Source organism: Actinoplanes philippinensis (genome assembly GCF_900113015.1).
Taxonomy (GTDB): Bacteria; Actinomycetota; Actinomycetes; order Mycobacteriales; family Micromonosporaceae; genus Actinoplanes; species Actinoplanes philippinensis.
This window is the reverse complement of the sequence record NZ_FONV01000019.1, coordinates 104,098-120,847: the sequence shown is the minus strand read 5'-3', so window position 1 is coordinate 120,847 and position 16,750 is coordinate 104,098. Positions and strand designations below refer to the sequence as shown.

Below are 16,750 nucleotides of genomic sequence, written 5' to 3'. Positions count from 1 at the left end.
CTACCCCGGCAAGCAAGCCTCGTCGGCCCGGCAACCCCTACCCCGGCAAGCAATCCCCGCCGGCCCGGCAACCCCCTTACCCCGGCAGGTGATCCCGCCGGACAGGCGGGCATCGCCCGGTCAGTCCTTCGACTCGATCTCGGCTCGCATGTCGGGGAAGTCGCCCTTCACGTCGACCGCGGTCTCGTCGAAGAACAGGAACATGCCGACGCTGCCCTCGTCGGCCCACCCGCAGAGGGCCATCTCGTACTCCCCCGATGTGGTGTCGCCGCACTGGGCGACACCGCCGAGGTCGCCGAGACCGGCCGCGGAGACCCCGGTGAGCTGGCTCTTTCCGCTGAACGACTGGAACATCGTGTCCAGCATCTGCTGTGGATCGTCGATGTCGACCTCGGCCGCGAGCGCGGCGATCAGCTTCTTGTCGTCGACGTCCCCGTAGACGGCCCCGAACGCGTTGTCCGCGCCGGGATAGCCCTTCAACTGTTTCTCCAGGTCACCGGTGAGCGACTCGAAGTCCTCGGCCTCGATCTTGGGATAGTCGTTGAGCGTCTTCGGCTCGCTGATGCTGATGTCCGCCTCCGCCGGGCCGGCCGTCGGCGAGGCGCTCGGGCTGGGGCTCGCGCCTTTAACCGCGCCGGTCCCGGACGTCTTCTGACCCAGCAGGTAGATGACGGTCCCGCCGCCGACCAGCAGGACCAGCCCGATCGCGATCGACACCAGGGTGATCGCCACCGTCCGGGACCCGGTCGCGGCCGGCGGCGCCATCGGGTAGGCGGGCTGCTGCCCGTAGCCGTGGCCCCCGAAGGAAGGCGGGGTGTACTGCGGCTGCATGTACTGCGGCTGAGTGGGCTGCGGCGACTCATACGGGTCGACGGGCGGCGGCAGCGGCTCGCCGGGCGGCGGCGGGTATGTCATCGACGCTCCATTGCTAGAACTGTCGCTCGATCCTAGCCAGGAGCATCTCCACGGCCGCGATCAGCGCGGATCCGTCCAGCAGGACACGATCGTCGTGGTCGGCGCCGTCGACCACGGTCACCTGCGCCAGGCCGCCGGCGGCGTCGGCGACGGCCCGGCTCTGCTCCGGCGGCACGACCTGGTCGGCGGTGCCGTAGACGACCACCGTCGGGGCGGTGACCTGCGAGATCAGCGACTTCACCGGGAACCTGTCGCGCAGCAGCGTCCCGACCGGCAGGAACGGGTAGGCGGCGCGCCCGGCCGCGGCCAGATCCGTGAACGGCGAGCGCAGCAGCAGACCCGCGGGCGGGTGGCGCACGGCCAGGGCGGTGGCCACGGCGGCGCCCAGGCTCTCGCCGTAATACACGATCGGCCGCCCGTTCCCGGCCAGGTGGGCGTGCGCGGCGTCGGCGTCGAGGGCCAGGCCCTGTTCGGACGGGCTGCCGGGGTTGCCGCCGTACCCCCGATAGTCCAGCAGCAGCACGGTCAGCCCGAGCGAGGTCAGGGCCGTGGCCAGCGGGATCCGGCCCGCGCGGCTGCCCGCGTTGCCGGGCATGACCAGCACGGACACGTCCCGGTCCGGGATGCCGGCGGGCGGCGCGAACTGCCAGGCGGTCAGCGTGGTCCCGTCGGCGGCGCGCAGTGTGACCGCACGAGCGCCGGCGGCGAGCGGCGGCAGCGTCCGGTCCGGGAAGTAGATCAGCTTCCGCTGGGCGGCCCAAGCCGTGATCAGGATCAACATCACGACGAGGAGTACGGCCAGAGCACCACGAGCCACCAGCCTCATCCTGCCAGTGTGCCCGCACGCGGTCAGCTGACGGGTGGGCCCAGGCGGAGGATGCGGCGGGCCCGGCGGCGCAGCAACTCGTGGCGGTCCGGGGCATCGGCGTGGTGATGCGCGTCTTCGGGAAATCGACCGCTCATGGCGACCGAGAATAGTGGACGCGATGAATGCGCCGTGACCCGCCACCGTGGAATACGGTGACGGGCCGCGGCCCGCTGTCACTTGTGCAGCAGTTTGCCGTTCACCATCTGGTCGATGCTGCCGTCGTAGTGGCCCCACTGCTCGATCAGCGTCGAGACGTCGGGAACCTGCCACTGCTTGTTGGTGAATCGGATCTCGGTCTTGTGGTGAATTCCACCGGGGTTGTACTTACCGAGCTTGTAGCCGATGAAGTCGTTCTGCGGGCAGCCGTCGAACGACCACAGCAGGGTCTTGCCCCACGTGCTCACCTTGCCCCGGCACTCGCCGGACCAGTCGGAGACCTTCTTGCCGTTGTAGCACCAGTTCAGCGTCTGGGTGGCGGTGAGCGTGCCGCCGCCGAGCTTGTGCGTCAGCTGGTAGCCGGAGATGCAGCGCTTCTTCGGCTTGGCGGCCGCGGCCAGCGAGGACACGCCCTCGGCGTCCGGGTCGTCGTCGTCCACCTCGTACCAGCCGGCGGGCTCCGGCAGGGTGACCAGCGCCGGCGGGTTGGCGGCGATGTCCGCCTCGATGCTCTTGACCAGGTCGGACTGGGCGATCCGCGGGTCGCACCGGTAGCGGTCGGCCTGGAACTTGGTGATCTCGCCGCGGCCGAGGGCCAGGTCGACCTCCGTGCGGAACGGCGCCCAGGTCGACGCGCCGGTCTCGAAACAGGCCGGAATCCACGGGCCGACCGCGGATTCGCCCGCGACGGCCGGTTGTGCGGCGGCCATCACGGTGACGATCGACGCCATTATTCCGATCAATAGCCTTCTGAGGTTCTTCACGTTTCCCCCGTGTTTTCCTCGACATCAGGAATGGTCGCCGAAGGCTAACGTGTCCACTGTGTATTCACTGTCCGTACATCGACGGGTTTTGTTGACAATCGGCATCCGCCGGCCGGCCGAATCCGGACAGATGACCACCGGCCACCAGAAAGGATGTGACCTGGGTCACCAATCAACCAGCCACTCGGGGGGTGCGGGAGGCGTGCAGGGACGCCAGGAGCCGCAGCCGGTCGGCGTCGGGGCTGCCCGGCTCGGCCGTCCAGACCAGCATCACCGGGCCGGGGGCGCCGGGCAGCGGGTAGGAGTCCCAGTCCAGGACGATGTCGCCGACCTCCGGCACCCGGAACGTCTTGCTGCCGCTGACCTGCGCGCGCACGTCGTGGCGGGCCCACAGCCGGCGGAACTCGGCGCTGCGGATGCTCAGCTCGCCGACGATCGCGGTGGCCCGCGGGTGGGTCGGATCGGTGGCCACCGCGGCGCGCATCATGCCGATGTAGTCGAGGGCCTGCCGCTCCCAGTCCGGGCAGGTGCGGTCGGCGGTACGGGTGTCGTCGAACATCAGCAGCAGCATGTTGAGCCGGTCCGGCGGGTAGCCGTCCGGGTCGCCGAGCAGCGCCTCGGCCATCGGGTTCCAGGCGAGCAGGTCGAGGTGCCGGCCGAGCACCACGGCCGGGGTGTCCATCACCCGCAGCAGGCGCCGGGTGCTGTCCGGAACCCGCTCCGGTGTCCGGTCCACCCGGGCGGGAGCGGGACGGCGGGCGGCCCGGGCGAGGGTGAACAGGTGCCGGCGCTCGTCGTCGTCCAGGGCCAGCGCGCCGGCCAGCGCCTCCAGGACGTCGTCGGACGGGCGTACCTCCCGGCCCTGCTCCATCCGCTGGTAGTAGTCGGTGCTCAAACCGGCCAGCAGGGCCAGCTCCTCACGTCGCAGCCCGGCGACCTTGCGCCGGCCGCCCGGCTCCAGGCCGACGTCGCGGGGATGCAGCCGGGCGCGCCGGGCCCGCAGGAAGTCGCCGAGCTCACGGGCGTACGGATGCGTCATGCCGTCCAGTGTGCGGCCGTGCCCTACGCCGAAGGTAGGTCGCGCAGACCTAGGCAACCGAGTACGACCGATCCCGCTCCCGCCGCCCCTAGCGTCGTCCCCCTACCGCATCGGACGTCAGGAGCAGAAGATGGAGAGCATTCCCGACCAGCGTGGCCGGATCGCCGTGGTGACCGGCGCGAACTCGGGCCTCGGCCTGGTCACCGCCACCGAGCTGGCCCGGCACGGCGCCCACGTCGTGCTGGCGGTGCGCAACACCGCCGCCGGCGAGGAGGCGGCTCGCCGGATCGGCGGGCGGGTCGAGGTCCGCGAGCTGGATCTGGCGGACCTTCGTTCGGTACGCGCGTTCGCCGCGAAGCTGGCCGCCGACCGTCCCGTGATCGACCTGCTGGTCAACAATGCCGGAGTGGTGCTGCTGGGCCCGCGCCGCACCACCGCCGACGGGTTCGAGCTGCACCTGGGCACCAACATGCTGGGCCACTTCGCGCTGACCGGGCTGCTGCTGGACAACCTGGCCGCGGCCCCGGCGGCGCGGGTGGTGAGCCTCAGCTCGATCACCCACAAGAGCGCGCACCTGGACTTCGACGACCTGATGGTGGAACGTGGCTACGGCGCGGCCGACGCCTACGGCCGGTCCAAGCTGGCCACCACGGTCTTCGGCGTCGAGCTGGACCGCCGCCTGCGCGCCGCCGGCTCCCCCGTCCTGTCCGTGCTGGCCCACCCCGGCCTGACCCGGACCAACCTGACGCCGCGGGCGTGGGAGCACCGCGGCCGGCTCGGACGGGTGATCGCGCGGCTCGGGCTGGTCGCCACCCAGTCGGTGGAGCAGGGCGCCAGGCCGCAGCTGCGGGCGGCGACCGCGCCGGGCGTACGCGGCGGCCAGTTCTTCGGCCCGGGCCGGCTCTGGGAGACACGGGGCCCGGTCACCGAGGCGCGACTGAGCCGGGAGGCCGCCGATCCGGCCGTCGGGCGGCGGCTCTGGGCGGTGGCCGAGGAGCTGACCGGCGTCACCGTCGCCCGTCACCACCGCGCGGTCGGCGGCTGACCGTCCCGGGACGGCCGTGCCGGTTGCCGCGGTACGGAACAATCCTCCCGTGATCTTCCGGGTGGCGGTGGCGGCGGCCGGGGTCGCCGCGGGGGCCGAGATGGTGTTGCGGCGGCGTCGTCCGCGGACGGCCCATGGCCGTTACGCCGACTGGGCTCATCCCGGCGGCCCGGCGGCGCGGCCCCTGCAGGCGCTCGCCAACAGCCGGGCGGTCCGGGCGGCGTGCGAGGTGTTCCCGGTTCCGGCGATGGTCAGCGACATCACCGACGTGGTGTACGTCAACTACGCCGTACCCGCCGATCGTCTCCTGCCGCTCGTGCCGCGAGGCCTGGAGCTGCAGCGGATCGGGCCCGGCGGCGACTGGGCGGTGTTCACGTTCCTCACCTACCGGCACGGGCATCTCGGCCCGGCCGTGGCGGGCGGGCTGCGGCGGCTGCTGCCGTCACCGGTGCAGACCAACTGGCGCGTCTACGTCCACGACCGGCGTTCCGGGCATTCCGGCGTGCACTTCGTGACGACGGCGATCGACCGGGCGGCGCACGCGCTCGGCGGCCGTCTGCTCTGCGAGGCGCTGCCCATGCATCTGCTGCGGCACGCCGCCGTGGGGGCCGTGGACGACGAAGCGGTGCTGCTGCGGCTCGATCCCGGGCGGGGAAGCGGCCCCGACGCCGAGGCCCGGCTGACACACGTGCCGATTCCGGCCGACGGCCCGTGGCGGCCCGCTTTCGACACCTACGAGGACATGCTGGCGTACGTCGTACCGCAGGACCGTGCCCTGTCGGTGCAACCCTGGCACCGACGGGTGACGCGGCAGGAGATCCGGCTCGACCTCTCCCCCGCCGACTGCCTGCCCCTGGCCGGACCGGTGCGGTCGGCGGCGGCTCGGGCACTGGCCGGCGACGCCGAGCCGTTCAGCTTCCACGTCCGCGGGGTGACGCTGCGGGTGGACGCCGAGGAGTACGACGACCTGGAGCGGGAGGTCAGCGCAGCGCGCGGCGGCCCTTGATCACGCCCATGGCGATGGAGGCGACGAGCGCGATCACGCCGATGATCAGCAGCCACTTCACGGCTTTGACGATGAGGCCGAGCAGGATCAGCACGACGGCGACGACGGCGAGGGTGTAGATCAGGGAACGCATGTTCTTCCTCCGGACGGTTCGGCTGGTGGCGGCGTACCCGGCGCCGCACGACGCCAAACGGACCGGCCCGCCCGGGTGACGCGATGATCGTTTCCCGGCCGGGCACGCGGGCTCTGTCCGACCCTGGTGGCGGGGAGGCGCCCGCCTCCATCGGTCGTGCCGCAAGGGAGACGGTAGATGCGCATCCTGTTGCTCGTGTCGGCGTTCAACGGACTCAGCCAGCGGGCCTGGTGCGCGCTCCGGGAGTCCGGACACGACGTCGGGGTGCTTCTGGCCGGCACCGAGTCGGAGATCGTCCACGGGGTACGGGCGGCGGCTCCCGACCTGATCCTCTGCCCGTACCTCAAGGACCGGGTGCCCCGTCAGGTCTGGCACCGCTGGCGCACGGTGATCATTCATCCCGGGCCGGTCGGTGACCGCGGGCCGTCGTCACTGGACTGGGCGATCAGCGAGGGCGTGCCCCGGTGGGGTGTCACCGCGCTGCAGGCGGCCGAGGAGATGGACGCCGGGCCGATCTGGGCGACCCGCACGTTCGACATGCCGGCCGTCGTGCCACGCAAGTCCGCCCTGTACAACGGGCCGGTCGCGGACGCCGCCATGGAGTGCCTCCACGAGGTCGTGGCCAAGGCCGGCGACCCCTCGTTCGTGCCGGCGCCGGCGGCGACCATGCCGGCCGGCGTGCCCGGGGCGCGGTTGCGCCCGCTGATGCGCCAGGCCGACCGGGCGTTCACCTGGGACCGGCCGACCGGCTCGGCACGCCGGGACGTGGTCGTGGCCGGCTGACCCGCGGGCCCGGCCCTCACCAGACGGTCAGGACCAGGTGATTGACCGTCAGGGCGACCAGCGCCTGCACGGCGAGCCACGTGCGGCGCCCGGCGGGCGGGATCAGGGCCGCGCCGGCCGTCAGCCACACCGCGAACGGCAGCCAGATCCGTTCCACCTCGGCCTTGCTGTAGCCGGACAGGTCGGCGGCGGCGATCGCCGTGGCGGCGGCCAGCGGCAGCACCCAGGTCGCGTCGCGGGCCCGCGGGTGGGCGGCCGCCACCGCGCGGCGGAGGATCACGGCAGCCGCCGGGCCCGCCGAGACGGTCAGCAGGGCCAGGTTCGCCCAGACCCAGTAGCCGTACGCCCGATCGGTGGCGATGCCCTGGTAGTAACGCTCGATGAGCAGGTGGTAGCCCTCCGGCCAGGAGAAGCCGGCCAGCGTGAACGCGGCCACGACCGGCGCCGCGCCGGCCAGGGCCCAGAGCGCGGTGCGCCGGGTGCGGCCGAGGACGATCACGGCGAGGACGACGGCGGCCATCAGGACCAGGCCGTACGAGAGGTAGCAACCGAAGGCCAGCAGGACGCCACCGCCGGCCGCGGCCGCACCGCTGCGGCGGGCCACGCCGTGGGCCAGCAGCGCGACGCCGGTGGCCGTCACGCCCGCGAACAGGCCGTCGGCGGACACCCCGAACCAGACCGCGCCGGGGAACAGCACGACGAACGGCGTCACGGCGCGGGCCGCCTCGTCGGAGCCGAGGACCCGTACCGTGTGCGGGACCGCGACCGCGACCAGCCCGGCCACCAGGATGCACAGCAGGCCGGCCCAGGCGCCGCCGCCGAGCCCGATCCGGTCGAGCCAGACGAAGACCAGCAGCGCGCCCGGCGGGTGGGCGGACACGTGGGTGGCCCAGGAGTCCGGCTGGAAGTCGAGGATCCGGGTGGTGAACACGGACAGCGTCGCCGGGATGTCGGTGATGCCGGGAACCTCGTGCAGGTACTCGTGCTCGGTGGTGAGCCGGTCGGCGATGCCACGCTGCCAGCCGTCGATCAGCGCCAGCGACAGCGTCCAGGCCACGGCGGTGACATAGGACAGCGCGAGCAGCGGACGCCGGCCGAGACGGGCCGCCAGCGCCGGGCCACGCCACCAGGTCAGCACCGCCACCAGAACGGCGAGCGGGGTGCCGGGGCCGACGTGCGGGAGCCACTGGGCCAGCAGGGGCGGCGCTCCGGCGTACACCGGACGGCCGAGCCGGTGCAGCACCCCGCCGGTGATCGCGGCCACCGCGAACAGGCCGACCGCGACGGCGGCGGCGATCAGATCGGGCCGGGGCGGGCGGGCGCTCATCCGCGCAGCGGGGCCGAGGCGAACTCGGCGATCCCGGCGGCGGGCGGGACGGCCGCCCGGAATCCCAGCTCGGCGCGGGCACGGGCCGGGGAGGCGACCACATGCCGTACGTCGCCCAGCCGGAACTCCCCGGTGACCAGCGGAGACGGCCCATCGGCGGCGCGCGCCAGCTCCCCGGCGATCTCGCCGACGGTGACCGGATGACCCGAGGCGACGTTGTACGCACGCCAGCCGCTCATCGTGCCGGTCGCGGTCAGGGCCGCCAGGTTGGCCGCGGCCACGTCCCGCACGTGCACGAAGTCACGGCGCTGGCCGCCGTCCTCGAACACCCGTGGCGCACGGCCGGCCTCCAGCGCCGACCGGAAGATCGCCGCGACCCCGCTGTACGGGGTGTCCCTCGGCATGCCCGGGCCGTACACGTTGTGGTAGCGCAGCGCCACCACGGCGCCGCCGGTCTGCCGTGCCCAGGCGGCGGTGAGATGCTCCTGGGCGACCTTGGTGGCGGCGTACACGCTGCGCGGGTCCAGGGGCGCGTCCTCGGTGACCAGGCCCGGTTCGAGGGCGGTCCCGCACTGTGGGCAGGCGGGCTCGAACCGTCCGGCGGCCAGGTCCGCGACGGTGCGCGGCGCCGGGCGGGCCGGCCCGTGCGCGGGACAGGTGTAGGCGCCCTCGCCGTAGACCACCATCGAGCTGGCCAGCACGAGCCGGTGGATCCCGGCGCGGGCCATCGCGGCGAGCAGGACGGCGGTGCCGAGGTCGTTGCAGCCGACGTACTCGGGCAGGTCGTCGAGGTCCACGCCGAGCCCGACCATGGCGGCCTGGTGCACCACGACGTCGACACCGGCCAGGGCGTCGGTGATCGCCGCCCGGTCGCGCAGGTCCAGCCGGCGCACCGGGGCGCCGGCCACCGCGTCCGGCAGCGGCTCCCGATGGGCGCCGGGGTGGCCGGCGTCCGCCACTGTCACCCGGTGGCCGGCCTCCCGCAGAGCGGTCACGACATGGGTTCCGATGAAACCGGCGCCGCCGGTCACGAGTACATGGGTCACGGCGCCGACGGTAGGGCCGGGACGACGTCGCGGGGGCCGGTCGGGGCCGTCCGTCAGGGGATCGTAAGAACTGCCGGGCGACGTCATCGTTCGGTAAGACTCCGTCATCGCGACGTAAGGATTTCCCGGCCGATCCGGCCCTAGCGTCCGCAGCATGACCGATGTGGTGCTTCCCTGCCGGGACGAGGCCGCGGCCCTGCCCGGCCTGCTGACCCGGATGCCGGCCGGCTACCGGCCGATCGTGGTGGACAACGGCTCGACCGACGGGTCGGCGGCGGTGGCCCGCGCCCACGGGGCCGAGGTGATCACCGTGGACCGGCCCGGTTACGGCGCCGCGGTGCACGCCGGGGTGCTGGCCGCCGACCCGGACGACGGCGTGGTGTGCGTGCTGGACGCCGACGGATCGTTCGACCCGGCGCAGCTGCCGCTGCTGGCCGATCCGGTCCGGGCGGGCGAGGCGCGGCTGGCGACCGGGCGGCGGCGGCCGGTGGCGGCCGGGGTCTGGCCGTTGCACGCCCGGGCCGCCAACGCGTTCCTCGCCCGGCGGCTGCGGCGCACCACCGGCCTCGACGTGCACGACATCGGGCCGATCCGGGCGGTACGCCGCGACGACCTGCTCGGGCTCGAACTACGCGACCGGCGGTTCGGCTATCCCCTGGAGCTGCTGATCGCCGCCGGACGCGCCGGGTGGCGGGTGGTCGAGGTCGACGTCGACTACCTGCCCCGGGCGGCCGGCACCCGGTCCAAGGTTACCGGCACCGTCCGCGGCACGCTGCGGGCGGTCCGGGACATGAGCGCGGTGCTGGCCCGATGAACGCCGCCCAGATCCTGCTGATCGCGAAGGCGCCGGTGCCGGGCCGGGTCAAGACCCGCCTGTGCCCACCCTGCACACCGGCGCAGGCGGCCCGGATCGCGGCCGCCGCGCTGGCCGACACCCTGGAGACAGCCACCGGATGTACGGCCACCGCCCGCACCCTGGTCCTCGACGGCGACCATCCGGCGCCCCCGGGCTGGGCGACGCTCCCGCAGCGCGGCGGTCTCCTCGGCGACCGTCTGGCAAACGCGTTCGCGGACGCCCGGCCGGCGGGCACGGCCGTGCTGCTGATCGGCATGGACACCCCGCAACTCACCGCGTCCACCCACCTTGATCCGGCGCTGAGCCGGCTGACCGGTTCGGACGCGGTGCTGGGGCCGGCCGAGGACGGCGGGTGGTGGGCGCTCGGGCTGCGCGATCCCGGACACGCCGAGGTCCTGCGCCGGATCGCCACCTCCACGGCCACCACCGGGTGGGAGACGCTGACCGCCCTGCGCCGCCGCGGCCTGCGGGTGCACCTGCTGCCCCGGCTGCGCGACGTGGACACCGCGGCCGACGCCCGTACGGTCGCCGCGCTGTGCCCGCCGGACAGCCGCTTCGCCCGCGCGGTCGCCACCGACGTGCCGGCGATCCGGGACGCGGCCGTCTCCGAGGCGCCCGCACTCCCGGACGCGGCCGCCACCGACGGGCCCGCACTCCCGGACGCGGCCGCCACCGACGGGCCCGCACCGCTGGACCCGGCCGCCGACGACGTGCCGCCGCCTCCGGATCCGCCGACGCGCGCGGAGCCGGCCGGCGGAAGAACGACCGCCGGGACAGGACTCGCGGCCGGGACGGTGTCCACGGTGGTCGGGCGATGAGCGCCGTAGCGGTCTTCGACGCCGCCATCAGCCGGGCGGCGGCCGGCATTCCCGCCGTGTTCACCGCCCACCATGCCGGGGGCGCGGTGCTGCGCTTCGACCCGGGGGCGTGGTGCCGGGACGTCATCGCCGGGGACGCCACGCTGCTCGAACGCTGCACCGGGCCGACCTTGGACGTCGGCTGCGGGCCGGGGCGGCTCACCGGCGCTCTGACCGAGGCGGGCCGCCCGGCGCTCGGCATCGACATCAGCGCCGCGGCGGTACGCCTGGCCCGGGAGCGCGGCGCTGTCGCGTTACAGCGTGACGTCTTCGACCCGGTTCCCGGGACCGGGCGGTGGCGGCATCTGCTGCTGGCCGACGGCAACATCGGCATCGGCGGCGACCCGCACCGGCTGCTGCTGCGGTGCGGCGAGCTGCTCGGCCCCGGTGGGCGGCTGCACGCCGAGGTGGCGCCGCCCGGCACGCCCGCGTGGTCCGGGGTGGCCACCGTGCGTTCCACGACCGGTGCGGCCGGTCCGCTGCGCTGGGCCAGCGTCCCGCTGGACGGTCTCGCCGCGCTGGCGTCGGCGACGGCCCTGCGAGTCCTCGACACCTGGACGGAGGCGGGTCGATGGTTCACCACCCTGACACCCCGATGACCGGCCACCCGCACCCGTTACGACGGCTGGCCCGGTGGCTCGACGCGCCTCTGCCGGCCCCGCCCGAGGCGCTGCGGCGAGGACCGATGCGGCCGGGACGATTCACCTCGGCGGTACGCTCGCCGGGACTGACCAGCCGGCTCGGCATCGCGCTCGGGGTGGCGTTCGCGGTGTGCTTCGTGACCGGCGTGGTCAGTCATCTCGTCCAGCAGCCGCCCGGCTGGTTCTGGTGGCCGTCGCGGCCGGTCGGGCTCTACCGGTTCACCCAGGGGTTGCACGTGGCGACCGGCCTGGCCACGGTCCCGCTGCTCGGCGCGAAACTGTGGTCGGTCTATCCGCGTCTGTTCACCTGGCCGCCGATCCGGTCGGTCGCGCACGCCGCCGAACGCGCGAGCGTCGCCGTGCTGGTCGCCGCCGCACTGTTCCAGGTGGTCAGCGGAGTCCTGAACGTGGCCCGCTGGTATGCGCCGATGCCGTTCTTCTTCACGTCCGCCCACTACTGGGTGGCGTGGCTGGCGGTGGGTGCGCTGCTGACGCACATCGGCGTACAGCTGCCGGTGGTCCGTGATGCGCTCGCCCCCGATCCCGCCGGCCCGCCGCGCCGCGGCCTTCCCGCCACCGGCACCGCCGACCCCGACCGCGACGAACCGGCCCACGAACCGACCCTCGACGGCCGCCCCGCCGCGGATGCCGCCGAGCCCGACCACGAGGAACCGGCCCACGAACCGACCCTCGACGGCCGCCCCGCCGCGAATACCGCCGAGCCCGACCACCACGAACCGGCCCACCACGGCCGCCCCGCCGCGGCTGCCGCCGGACCCGACCACGGTGGGCTGAGCCGGCGCGGGGTCCTCGCCGCGGTGGGGACCGCGGCCGGGCTGATCACGGTGACCACCGTCGGTCAGACCGTGCGCCCGCTGTCCGGTCTGGCGGTCCTCGCGCCGCGTCTGCCGCAGGTGGGCCCCCAGGGTCTGCCGGTCAACGCGACAGCGACCGGCGCCGGGGTGGCCGAGCTGGTACGCGACCCCGGGTACCGGCTGGCGCTGACCGGCGCCCGGCGGAGCCTGAGTCTCGACCTGCCCGGCCTGGCCGCGCTCCCCCAGCACACCGCGGACCTGCCGATCGCCTGCGTGGAGGGCTGGAGCGCGTCGGGCCGGTGGACCGGGGTGCGGCTGCGGGATCTGGTGGCGCTCGCCGGCGACGACCCGGACGACGCGACAGTGCTGGTGGAGTCGCTGCAGGCGGGCGGCCGCTACCGGTCGACGACCGTGCCGCCGTCGCACGCGCGGGATCCGCTCACCCTGATCGCGCTGCGTCTGGGTGGGGAGCCGCTGCATCCGGACCACGGATATCCGGCGCGTCTGATCGCCCCGAACCGGCCCGGCGTGCTGCAGACCAAATGGGTCGGCCGGATCACCGTGCTGGAGGTCCGATGAGAGCCCGGGCGGCGCTGGTCACGGCCGGAATTCTGATCATGGGGTACGCCGTGGCCGGCGCCCTGGCCGACCCGGACCTCGCGCCGGCCGGCGTGCTGACGTTCCTGGCCGGGGTGCTGGTCGTGCACGATCTGGTCTGGATGCCGCTGGTGCTCGCGGCGGGGGCGGTGATCACGCGGTTCGTGCCCCGGCGGCGGCGCCCGGCGGCCGTCGTGGTGACGGTCGCCGCCGCCGCGGTCTCGATCGTCGCGTTGCCGCTGGTCCTGGGGTTCGGGCGGGAGGACGGCAATCCTTCGGCGCTGCCTTCCCCGTACCTCCGGAATCTTCTTGTCGTGCTGTTCGCCGTCGCCGTCGCCGGGACGCTGTGGCGGGCGGGTCGTAAGAAATCCGAAAGGCCCGGCGGTGCGGTACGCGGAACCGGTGATGGGTAGCGTGGCCGGATGGGACATCGGGTGCTGGTGGTCGACGACGACGCGACGGTGAGTGACGTCGTCCGGCGCTACCTGGAGCAGGCGGGTTGTGAGGTGCACCTGGCTGCCGACGGCGCCGACGGGCTCGCCGCGATCGCCGCGCACCGGCCGGACCTGGTCGTCCTCGATCTGATGATGCCCGGGATCGACGGCCTGGAGGTGTGCCGGCGGATCCGCCGTCAGCTGCCCGGACTGCCGGTGATCATGCTGACGGCCCTGGGTGAGGAGGCGGATCGGGTGCTGGGTCTGGAGGTCGGCGCGGACGACTACGTGACCAAGCCGTTCTCGCCGCGCGAGCTGGTCCTGCGGATCCAGTCGGTGCTGCGCCGCGCGGCCGGGCCTGCCGCGTACCCCGTGGCGTCGACCACGCTGCGTGACGCGGAGTTGATCGTGGACACGGCCCGTCGCGTCGCCGACCGGGCCGGCGTGCCGCTGTCGCTGACCGTCCGCGAGTTCGATCTGCTGGTCTTCCTGATGAGCCATCCGGGTCGGGCCTGGTCGCGCGCCGAGCTGCTGGACCGGGTGTGGGGCTGGCAGTTCGGCGACCAGTCGACGGTGACCGTCCACGTCCGGCGGCTGCGGGAGAAGATCGAGGACGATCCGGCCGAGCCGGCACGGATCCGTACCGTCTGGGGTGTCGGCTACAGCTACGACCCCGTCGAGCAGGGGACCCGGCGATGAAGGACACGCTGCTCATCGGGCTGTACTCGCTCGCCGCCGGCGGTGTCGTCGGGCTGGCCGGCGCCGGGGTGCTGCGGCTGCTGCGGGGCCGTTCCATTCTGGTGCACGTGCTGGTCCTGCTGGCGGTGACCGTGCTGGCCGTGGTCGCGGGCGTCGCCACGGTGGCGCGGGCGATGTTCCTGTCCGGGCACGATCTGTGGGTCGTGCTGGTCACGGTGACCGCGTCCGCGGTGATCAGTCTCGGTGTCGGCGCGGTCTTCGGTCACCGGCTGGCGGCGTCGGCGGTGTGGGCGCAGGCGGCCCGCGACCGGGAGCGGCATCTGGAGGCGGGCCGGCGGGAGCTGGTCGCGTGGGTGTCGCACGATCTGCGTACGCCGCTGGCCGGTCTGCGAGCGATGGCGGAGGCCCTGGAGGACGGGATCATCCGCGATCCGGTCACGGTCGACGACTACCACCGGCGGATCCGGGTCGAGACGGACCGGATGACGCGTCTCGTCGACGACCTGTTCGAGCTGTCCCGGATCAATGCGGGCGCCCTGCAGCTGGTGCCGACGACGGTGCCGTTGAGCGAGGTGGTGTCGGACGCGATCGCCGGGGTCGCGCCGCTGGCCGCGAGCCGCCGGATCCGGCTGGTCGCCGCGGACAGCGGATGGCCGGTCGTGCGGGCCGGCGAGCGCGAGCTCAGCCGGATCGTCAGCAACCTGCTGATCAACTCGGTGCGGTACACGCCGGCGGACGGGACCGTGCACATCGCCGCCGGCCACGAGCAGGGCAGCGTGTGGCTCGCCGTCTCCGACACCTGCGGCGGCATCCCCGACGGTGATCTTTCGCGGGTCTTCGACGTGGCGTTCCGTGGGGAGCGTGCCCGCACACCGGGGACCGACGGCTCCGGCGGCGGTGGGCTGGGCCTGGCGATCGTGCGGGGTCTCGTCGAGGCCCACGGCGGCCGGGTCGGCGTCCGCAACACCGGCAGCGGCTGCCAGTTCGAGGTACGCCTACCGGCCACGTGACCCGGCCGGGGCGCCGCTGGACCCGGGTGCTGTCCCCGGCCGGAAAGCCGCCCCCGGCCGGGCGCTGCTCGCCTTACTTGTCAGCCGCCGAGGACGACCATCTCGGTACGGCCGCTGGCGGCTCCTGTCTTCTGCACCATCATCAGGTCGGCACGCTTGTCCCCGTTCCAGTCGGTGACCAGCATGTCGAGGTGCGCGCTGGCGCCGGGCGCGGTGTCGGCGTCGAGCAGCAGCGGCTGAAGTTTCTCCGCCCCGTCATACGCCCGGACGTGGGTCTTGCCGTCGGCGGTGCCGGACGCGTGCACCACCACGACATCGGGGTGCCGGTCGTTGTCGACGTCGGCGACGAGCACCCGGTGCTCGGTGCTCGCCGGCTCCGGCAGGGCGGTCGGCGGGGTGAGCGCACGCTGCAGGTCCGAGGCGCCGTCGAGGGTCTGGACCTGCATCTTGCCGTCGGCGGCGCCGGACGTCTGGACGGCCACCAGGTCGGGCCGGGCGTCGCCGTTCCAGTCGGTGACGGCGAACCGGAACCGCTGGTCGGTGGCGGCGAGCCCGGTCACGGTGTGCAGCAGCTGCCGGCGGAAGGCCGAGGCCCCGTCGAGGACGGTCACCTCGGTCCGCCCGCTGGCGGTGCCGGAACGCTGCACCACGACGAGGTCGGGCCGCTTGTCACCATCCCAGTCGGTGACCGTGTAGTCGTGCCGGTCGTCGGTCGCGCCGAGCGCGGTGGCCCGGTCGAGCAGCAGCGCCGAGAACGACGTCGCCCCGTCCATGATCCGGACCTCGGTCTTGCCGGTGGCGGTGGCGGTGCCCTTGACCACGAACAGGTCGGGGCGGCCGTCACCGTTCCAGTCGGCGAGGGCCAGCTCGTGACGCCCGTCGAGCGGGCCCAGCTGGGTCCCGGCGACGGCGAGCGCCTTCTGGAACGGGCCGGCCGGCGCGGACGCCGCCGCGGTGGCCGACGTGCCCGGCGCCGGCGCGGACGGCGGCACCGGCCGGGCCCACAGCCGCTCCACGATCAGCTCGGCGTCGTGGGCCTCCCGCCCGTACGCCGCGGGGAACGCCGACCGCTGCACGGCCTGGCAGATCGCCCCGATGTCACCGCTCATCCAACTGTCGCCGGGGTATTTGCGCAGCATCGAGGTGAGGAACGCATTCGTCGCATACACCGGGTCGACGACCTGGTCGGGCCGGCCCCAGCCCTGCGAGGGCCGCTGCTGGAACAGGCCGAGGCTGTCGTGGTCGAGGGCGACCATGTGGTTGTTGAGGGTGCTCTCGGCGATCGCGGTGGTCACGGCGATGACCGCGGCCCGCGGGGTCAGCCCGCGCGCCTTGACCGCGTCGATGATCACGCGGGCGCAGGAGACGTGGCGGGCCGACAGCGCCGGGCCGAGGCGAGGGCCGGTCATCGCGGGCCGCAGCTCGTCGGCGACCACCCGGTCGGCCGCGGTGGTCACGCCCGGCAGGCACGGGGCCTGCGCGCCGGCCGGCGCCGCCACCGCGACCCCGGCAAACGCCGGCAACGGCGCGAACCATGCCGCCGCGGCGAGTGTCATCGCCGACAGCAACCGCCGGGTGGTGGAGCGTGTCTGTTCCGCCGTCATCTCGTACCGGACCCCCGTCCCTTACCGCTCTGCGGCACCAATCTGCCACACATCACCCTTCACCCGAAAGGCGTACTCCCGGGTCCGGTGTCCGGTTGCCGCCCCGGACGGGCGAATTCGTGCACAGGGGTCCCATGACCACTTGTCCATGGCCT

General features: G+C 73.9%; 18 protein-coding genes. 10 read left to right on the top strand and 8 right to left on the bottom strand.

Annotation, left to right across the window (positions count from 1 at the left end; genetic code table 11):
• Positions 1 to 120: 120 nt before the first annotated feature.
• The 4 genes from BM290_RS39420 to BM290_RS39405 form a co-directional block, all read right to left on the bottom strand.
• The gene (locus tag BM290_RS39420; protein ID WP_093621073.1) at positions 121 to 915 is read right to left on the bottom strand and encodes a hypothetical protein; all 795 of its coding nucleotides are present in this window, start codon (positions 913 to 915) and stop codon (positions 121 to 123) included.
• 13 nt (positions 916 to 928) lie between these two features.
• Complete coding sequence (locus BM290_RS39415) at positions 929 to 1,741, bottom strand: alpha/beta hydrolase (protein WP_093621072.1); 813 nt, start codon at positions 1,739 to 1,741, stop codon at positions 929 to 931.
• Between the two features lie 215 nt (positions 1,742 to 1,956).
• Positions 1,957 to 2,670: a hypothetical protein gene (locus BM290_RS39410; RefSeq protein ID WP_093621071.1), complete on the bottom strand. Its 714-nt coding sequence runs from the start codon at positions 2,668 to 2,670 to the stop codon at positions 1,957 to 1,959.
• Positions 2,671 to 2,875: 205 nt separating this feature from the next.
• Complete coding sequence (locus BM290_RS39405; RefSeq protein WP_093621070.1) at positions 2,876 to 3,742, bottom strand: helix-turn-helix transcriptional regulator; 867 nt, start codon at positions 3,740 to 3,742, stop codon at positions 2,876 to 2,878.
• A gap of 130 nt (positions 3,743 to 3,872) precedes the next feature.
• Between BM290_RS39405 and BM290_RS39400 the strand changes: the two genes are divergently transcribed.
• Positions 3,873 to 4,787 carry an oxidoreductase gene (locus BM290_RS39400; RefSeq protein WP_093621069.1) on the top strand — a complete coding sequence of 305 codons (915 nt, stop codon included), beginning with the start codon at positions 3,873 to 3,875 and terminating at the stop codon, positions 4,785 to 4,787.
• A 49-nt stretch (positions 4,788 to 4,836) separates the two neighbouring features.
• On the top strand, positions 4,837 to 5,793 hold the full coding sequence (locus BM290_RS39395; protein ID WP_093621068.1) for a DUF2071 domain-containing protein: 957 nt from the start codon (positions 4,837 to 4,839) through the stop codon (positions 5,791 to 5,793).
• Here the strand turns inward: BM290_RS39395 and BM290_RS48795 are convergent.
• Complete coding sequence (locus BM290_RS48795) at positions 5,768 to 5,926, bottom strand: hypothetical protein (RefSeq protein ID WP_177320085.1); 159 nt, start codon at positions 5,924 to 5,926, stop codon at positions 5,768 to 5,770. The two genes, BM290_RS39395 and BM290_RS48795, sit on opposite strands and share 26 nt — an antisense overlap.
• A 177-nt stretch (positions 5,927 to 6,103) precedes the next feature.
• Between BM290_RS48795 and BM290_RS39390 the strand changes: the two genes are divergently transcribed.
• Positions 6,104 to 6,709, top strand: a complete 606-nt coding sequence (locus BM290_RS39390; protein WP_093621067.1) for a formyltransferase family protein — start codon at positions 6,104 to 6,106, stop codon at positions 6,707 to 6,709.
• 16 nt (positions 6,710 to 6,725) lie between these two features.
• Here BM290_RS39390 and BM290_RS39385 read toward each other — a convergent pair whose 3' ends face one another.
• Together BM290_RS39385 and BM290_RS39380 are read right to left on the bottom strand one after the other, a co-directional pair.
• Positions 6,726 to 8,036 carry a hypothetical protein gene (locus BM290_RS39385; RefSeq protein WP_093621066.1) on the bottom strand — a complete coding sequence of 437 codons (1,311 nt, stop codon included), beginning with the start codon at positions 8,034 to 8,036 and terminating at the stop codon, positions 6,726 to 6,728.
• Positions 8,033 to 9,082 (bottom strand): NAD-dependent epimerase/dehydratase family protein, encoded by a 1,050-nt coding sequence (locus BM290_RS39380; protein ID WP_239143866.1) that lies wholly within the window; start codon positions 9,080 to 9,082, stop codon positions 8,033 to 8,035. Before BM290_RS39380 ends, BM290_RS39385 begins: the two co-directional genes overlap by 4 nt.
• A 154-nt stretch (positions 9,083 to 9,236) precedes the next feature.
• Here BM290_RS39380 and BM290_RS39375 point away from each other — a divergent pair, with 154 nt between their 5' ends.
• Genes BM290_RS39375 through BM290_RS39345 form a run of 7 tightly spaced genes read left to right on the top strand, consistent with a single transcriptional unit; the run spans position 9,237 to position 14,991 of the window.
• Positions 9,237 to 9,896, top strand: a complete 660-nt coding sequence (locus BM290_RS39375; RefSeq protein WP_093621064.1) for a glycosyltransferase family 2 protein — start codon at positions 9,237 to 9,239, stop codon at positions 9,894 to 9,896.
• Positions 9,893 to 10,756 carry a TIGR04282 family arsenosugar biosynthesis glycosyltransferase gene (locus tag BM290_RS39370; protein ID WP_093621063.1) on the top strand — a complete coding sequence of 288 codons (864 nt, stop codon included), beginning with the start codon at positions 9,893 to 9,895 and terminating at the stop codon, positions 10,754 to 10,756. The genes BM290_RS39375 and BM290_RS39370 overlap by 4 nt, the downstream gene beginning before the upstream one ends.
• The gene (locus BM290_RS39365) at positions 10,753 to 11,394 is read left to right on the top strand and encodes a class I SAM-dependent methyltransferase (RefSeq protein WP_093621062.1); all 642 of its coding nucleotides are present in this window, start codon (positions 10,753 to 10,755) and stop codon (positions 11,392 to 11,394) included. The genes BM290_RS39370 and BM290_RS39365 overlap by 4 nt, the downstream gene beginning before the upstream one ends.
• Positions 11,367 to 12,830, top strand: a complete 1,464-nt coding sequence (locus tag BM290_RS39360; RefSeq protein WP_203779584.1) for a molybdopterin-dependent oxidoreductase — start codon at positions 11,367 to 11,369, stop codon at positions 12,828 to 12,830. Before BM290_RS39365 ends, BM290_RS39360 begins: the two co-directional genes overlap by 28 nt.
• A complete protein-coding gene (locus BM290_RS39355; RefSeq protein ID WP_093621061.1) occupies positions 12,827 to 13,261 on the top strand; it encodes a hypothetical protein in 435 nt (144 codons plus the stop codon). The genes BM290_RS39360 and BM290_RS39355 overlap by 4 nt, the downstream gene beginning before the upstream one ends.
• Positions 13,262 to 13,270: 9 nt before the next feature.
• Positions 13,271 to 13,981, top strand: a complete 711-nt coding sequence (locus BM290_RS39350) for a response regulator transcription factor (RefSeq protein WP_093621060.1) — start codon at positions 13,271 to 13,273, stop codon at positions 13,979 to 13,981.
• Positions 13,978 to 14,991, top strand: coding sequence for a sensor histidine kinase (locus BM290_RS39345; RefSeq protein WP_093621059.1), 1,014 nt, complete (start codon positions 13,978 to 13,980; stop codon positions 14,989 to 14,991). The genes BM290_RS39350 and BM290_RS39345 overlap by 4 nt, the downstream gene beginning before the upstream one ends.
• Before the next feature lie 80 nt (positions 14,992 to 15,071).
• Here BM290_RS39345 and BM290_RS39340 read toward each other — a convergent pair whose 3' ends face one another.
• The gene (locus BM290_RS39340) at positions 15,072 to 16,595 is read right to left on the bottom strand and encodes an FG-GAP repeat domain-containing protein (RefSeq protein WP_239143867.1); all 1,524 of its coding nucleotides are present in this window, start codon (positions 16,593 to 16,595) and stop codon (positions 15,072 to 15,074) included.
• Positions 16,596 to 16,750: the final 155 nt, after the last annotated feature.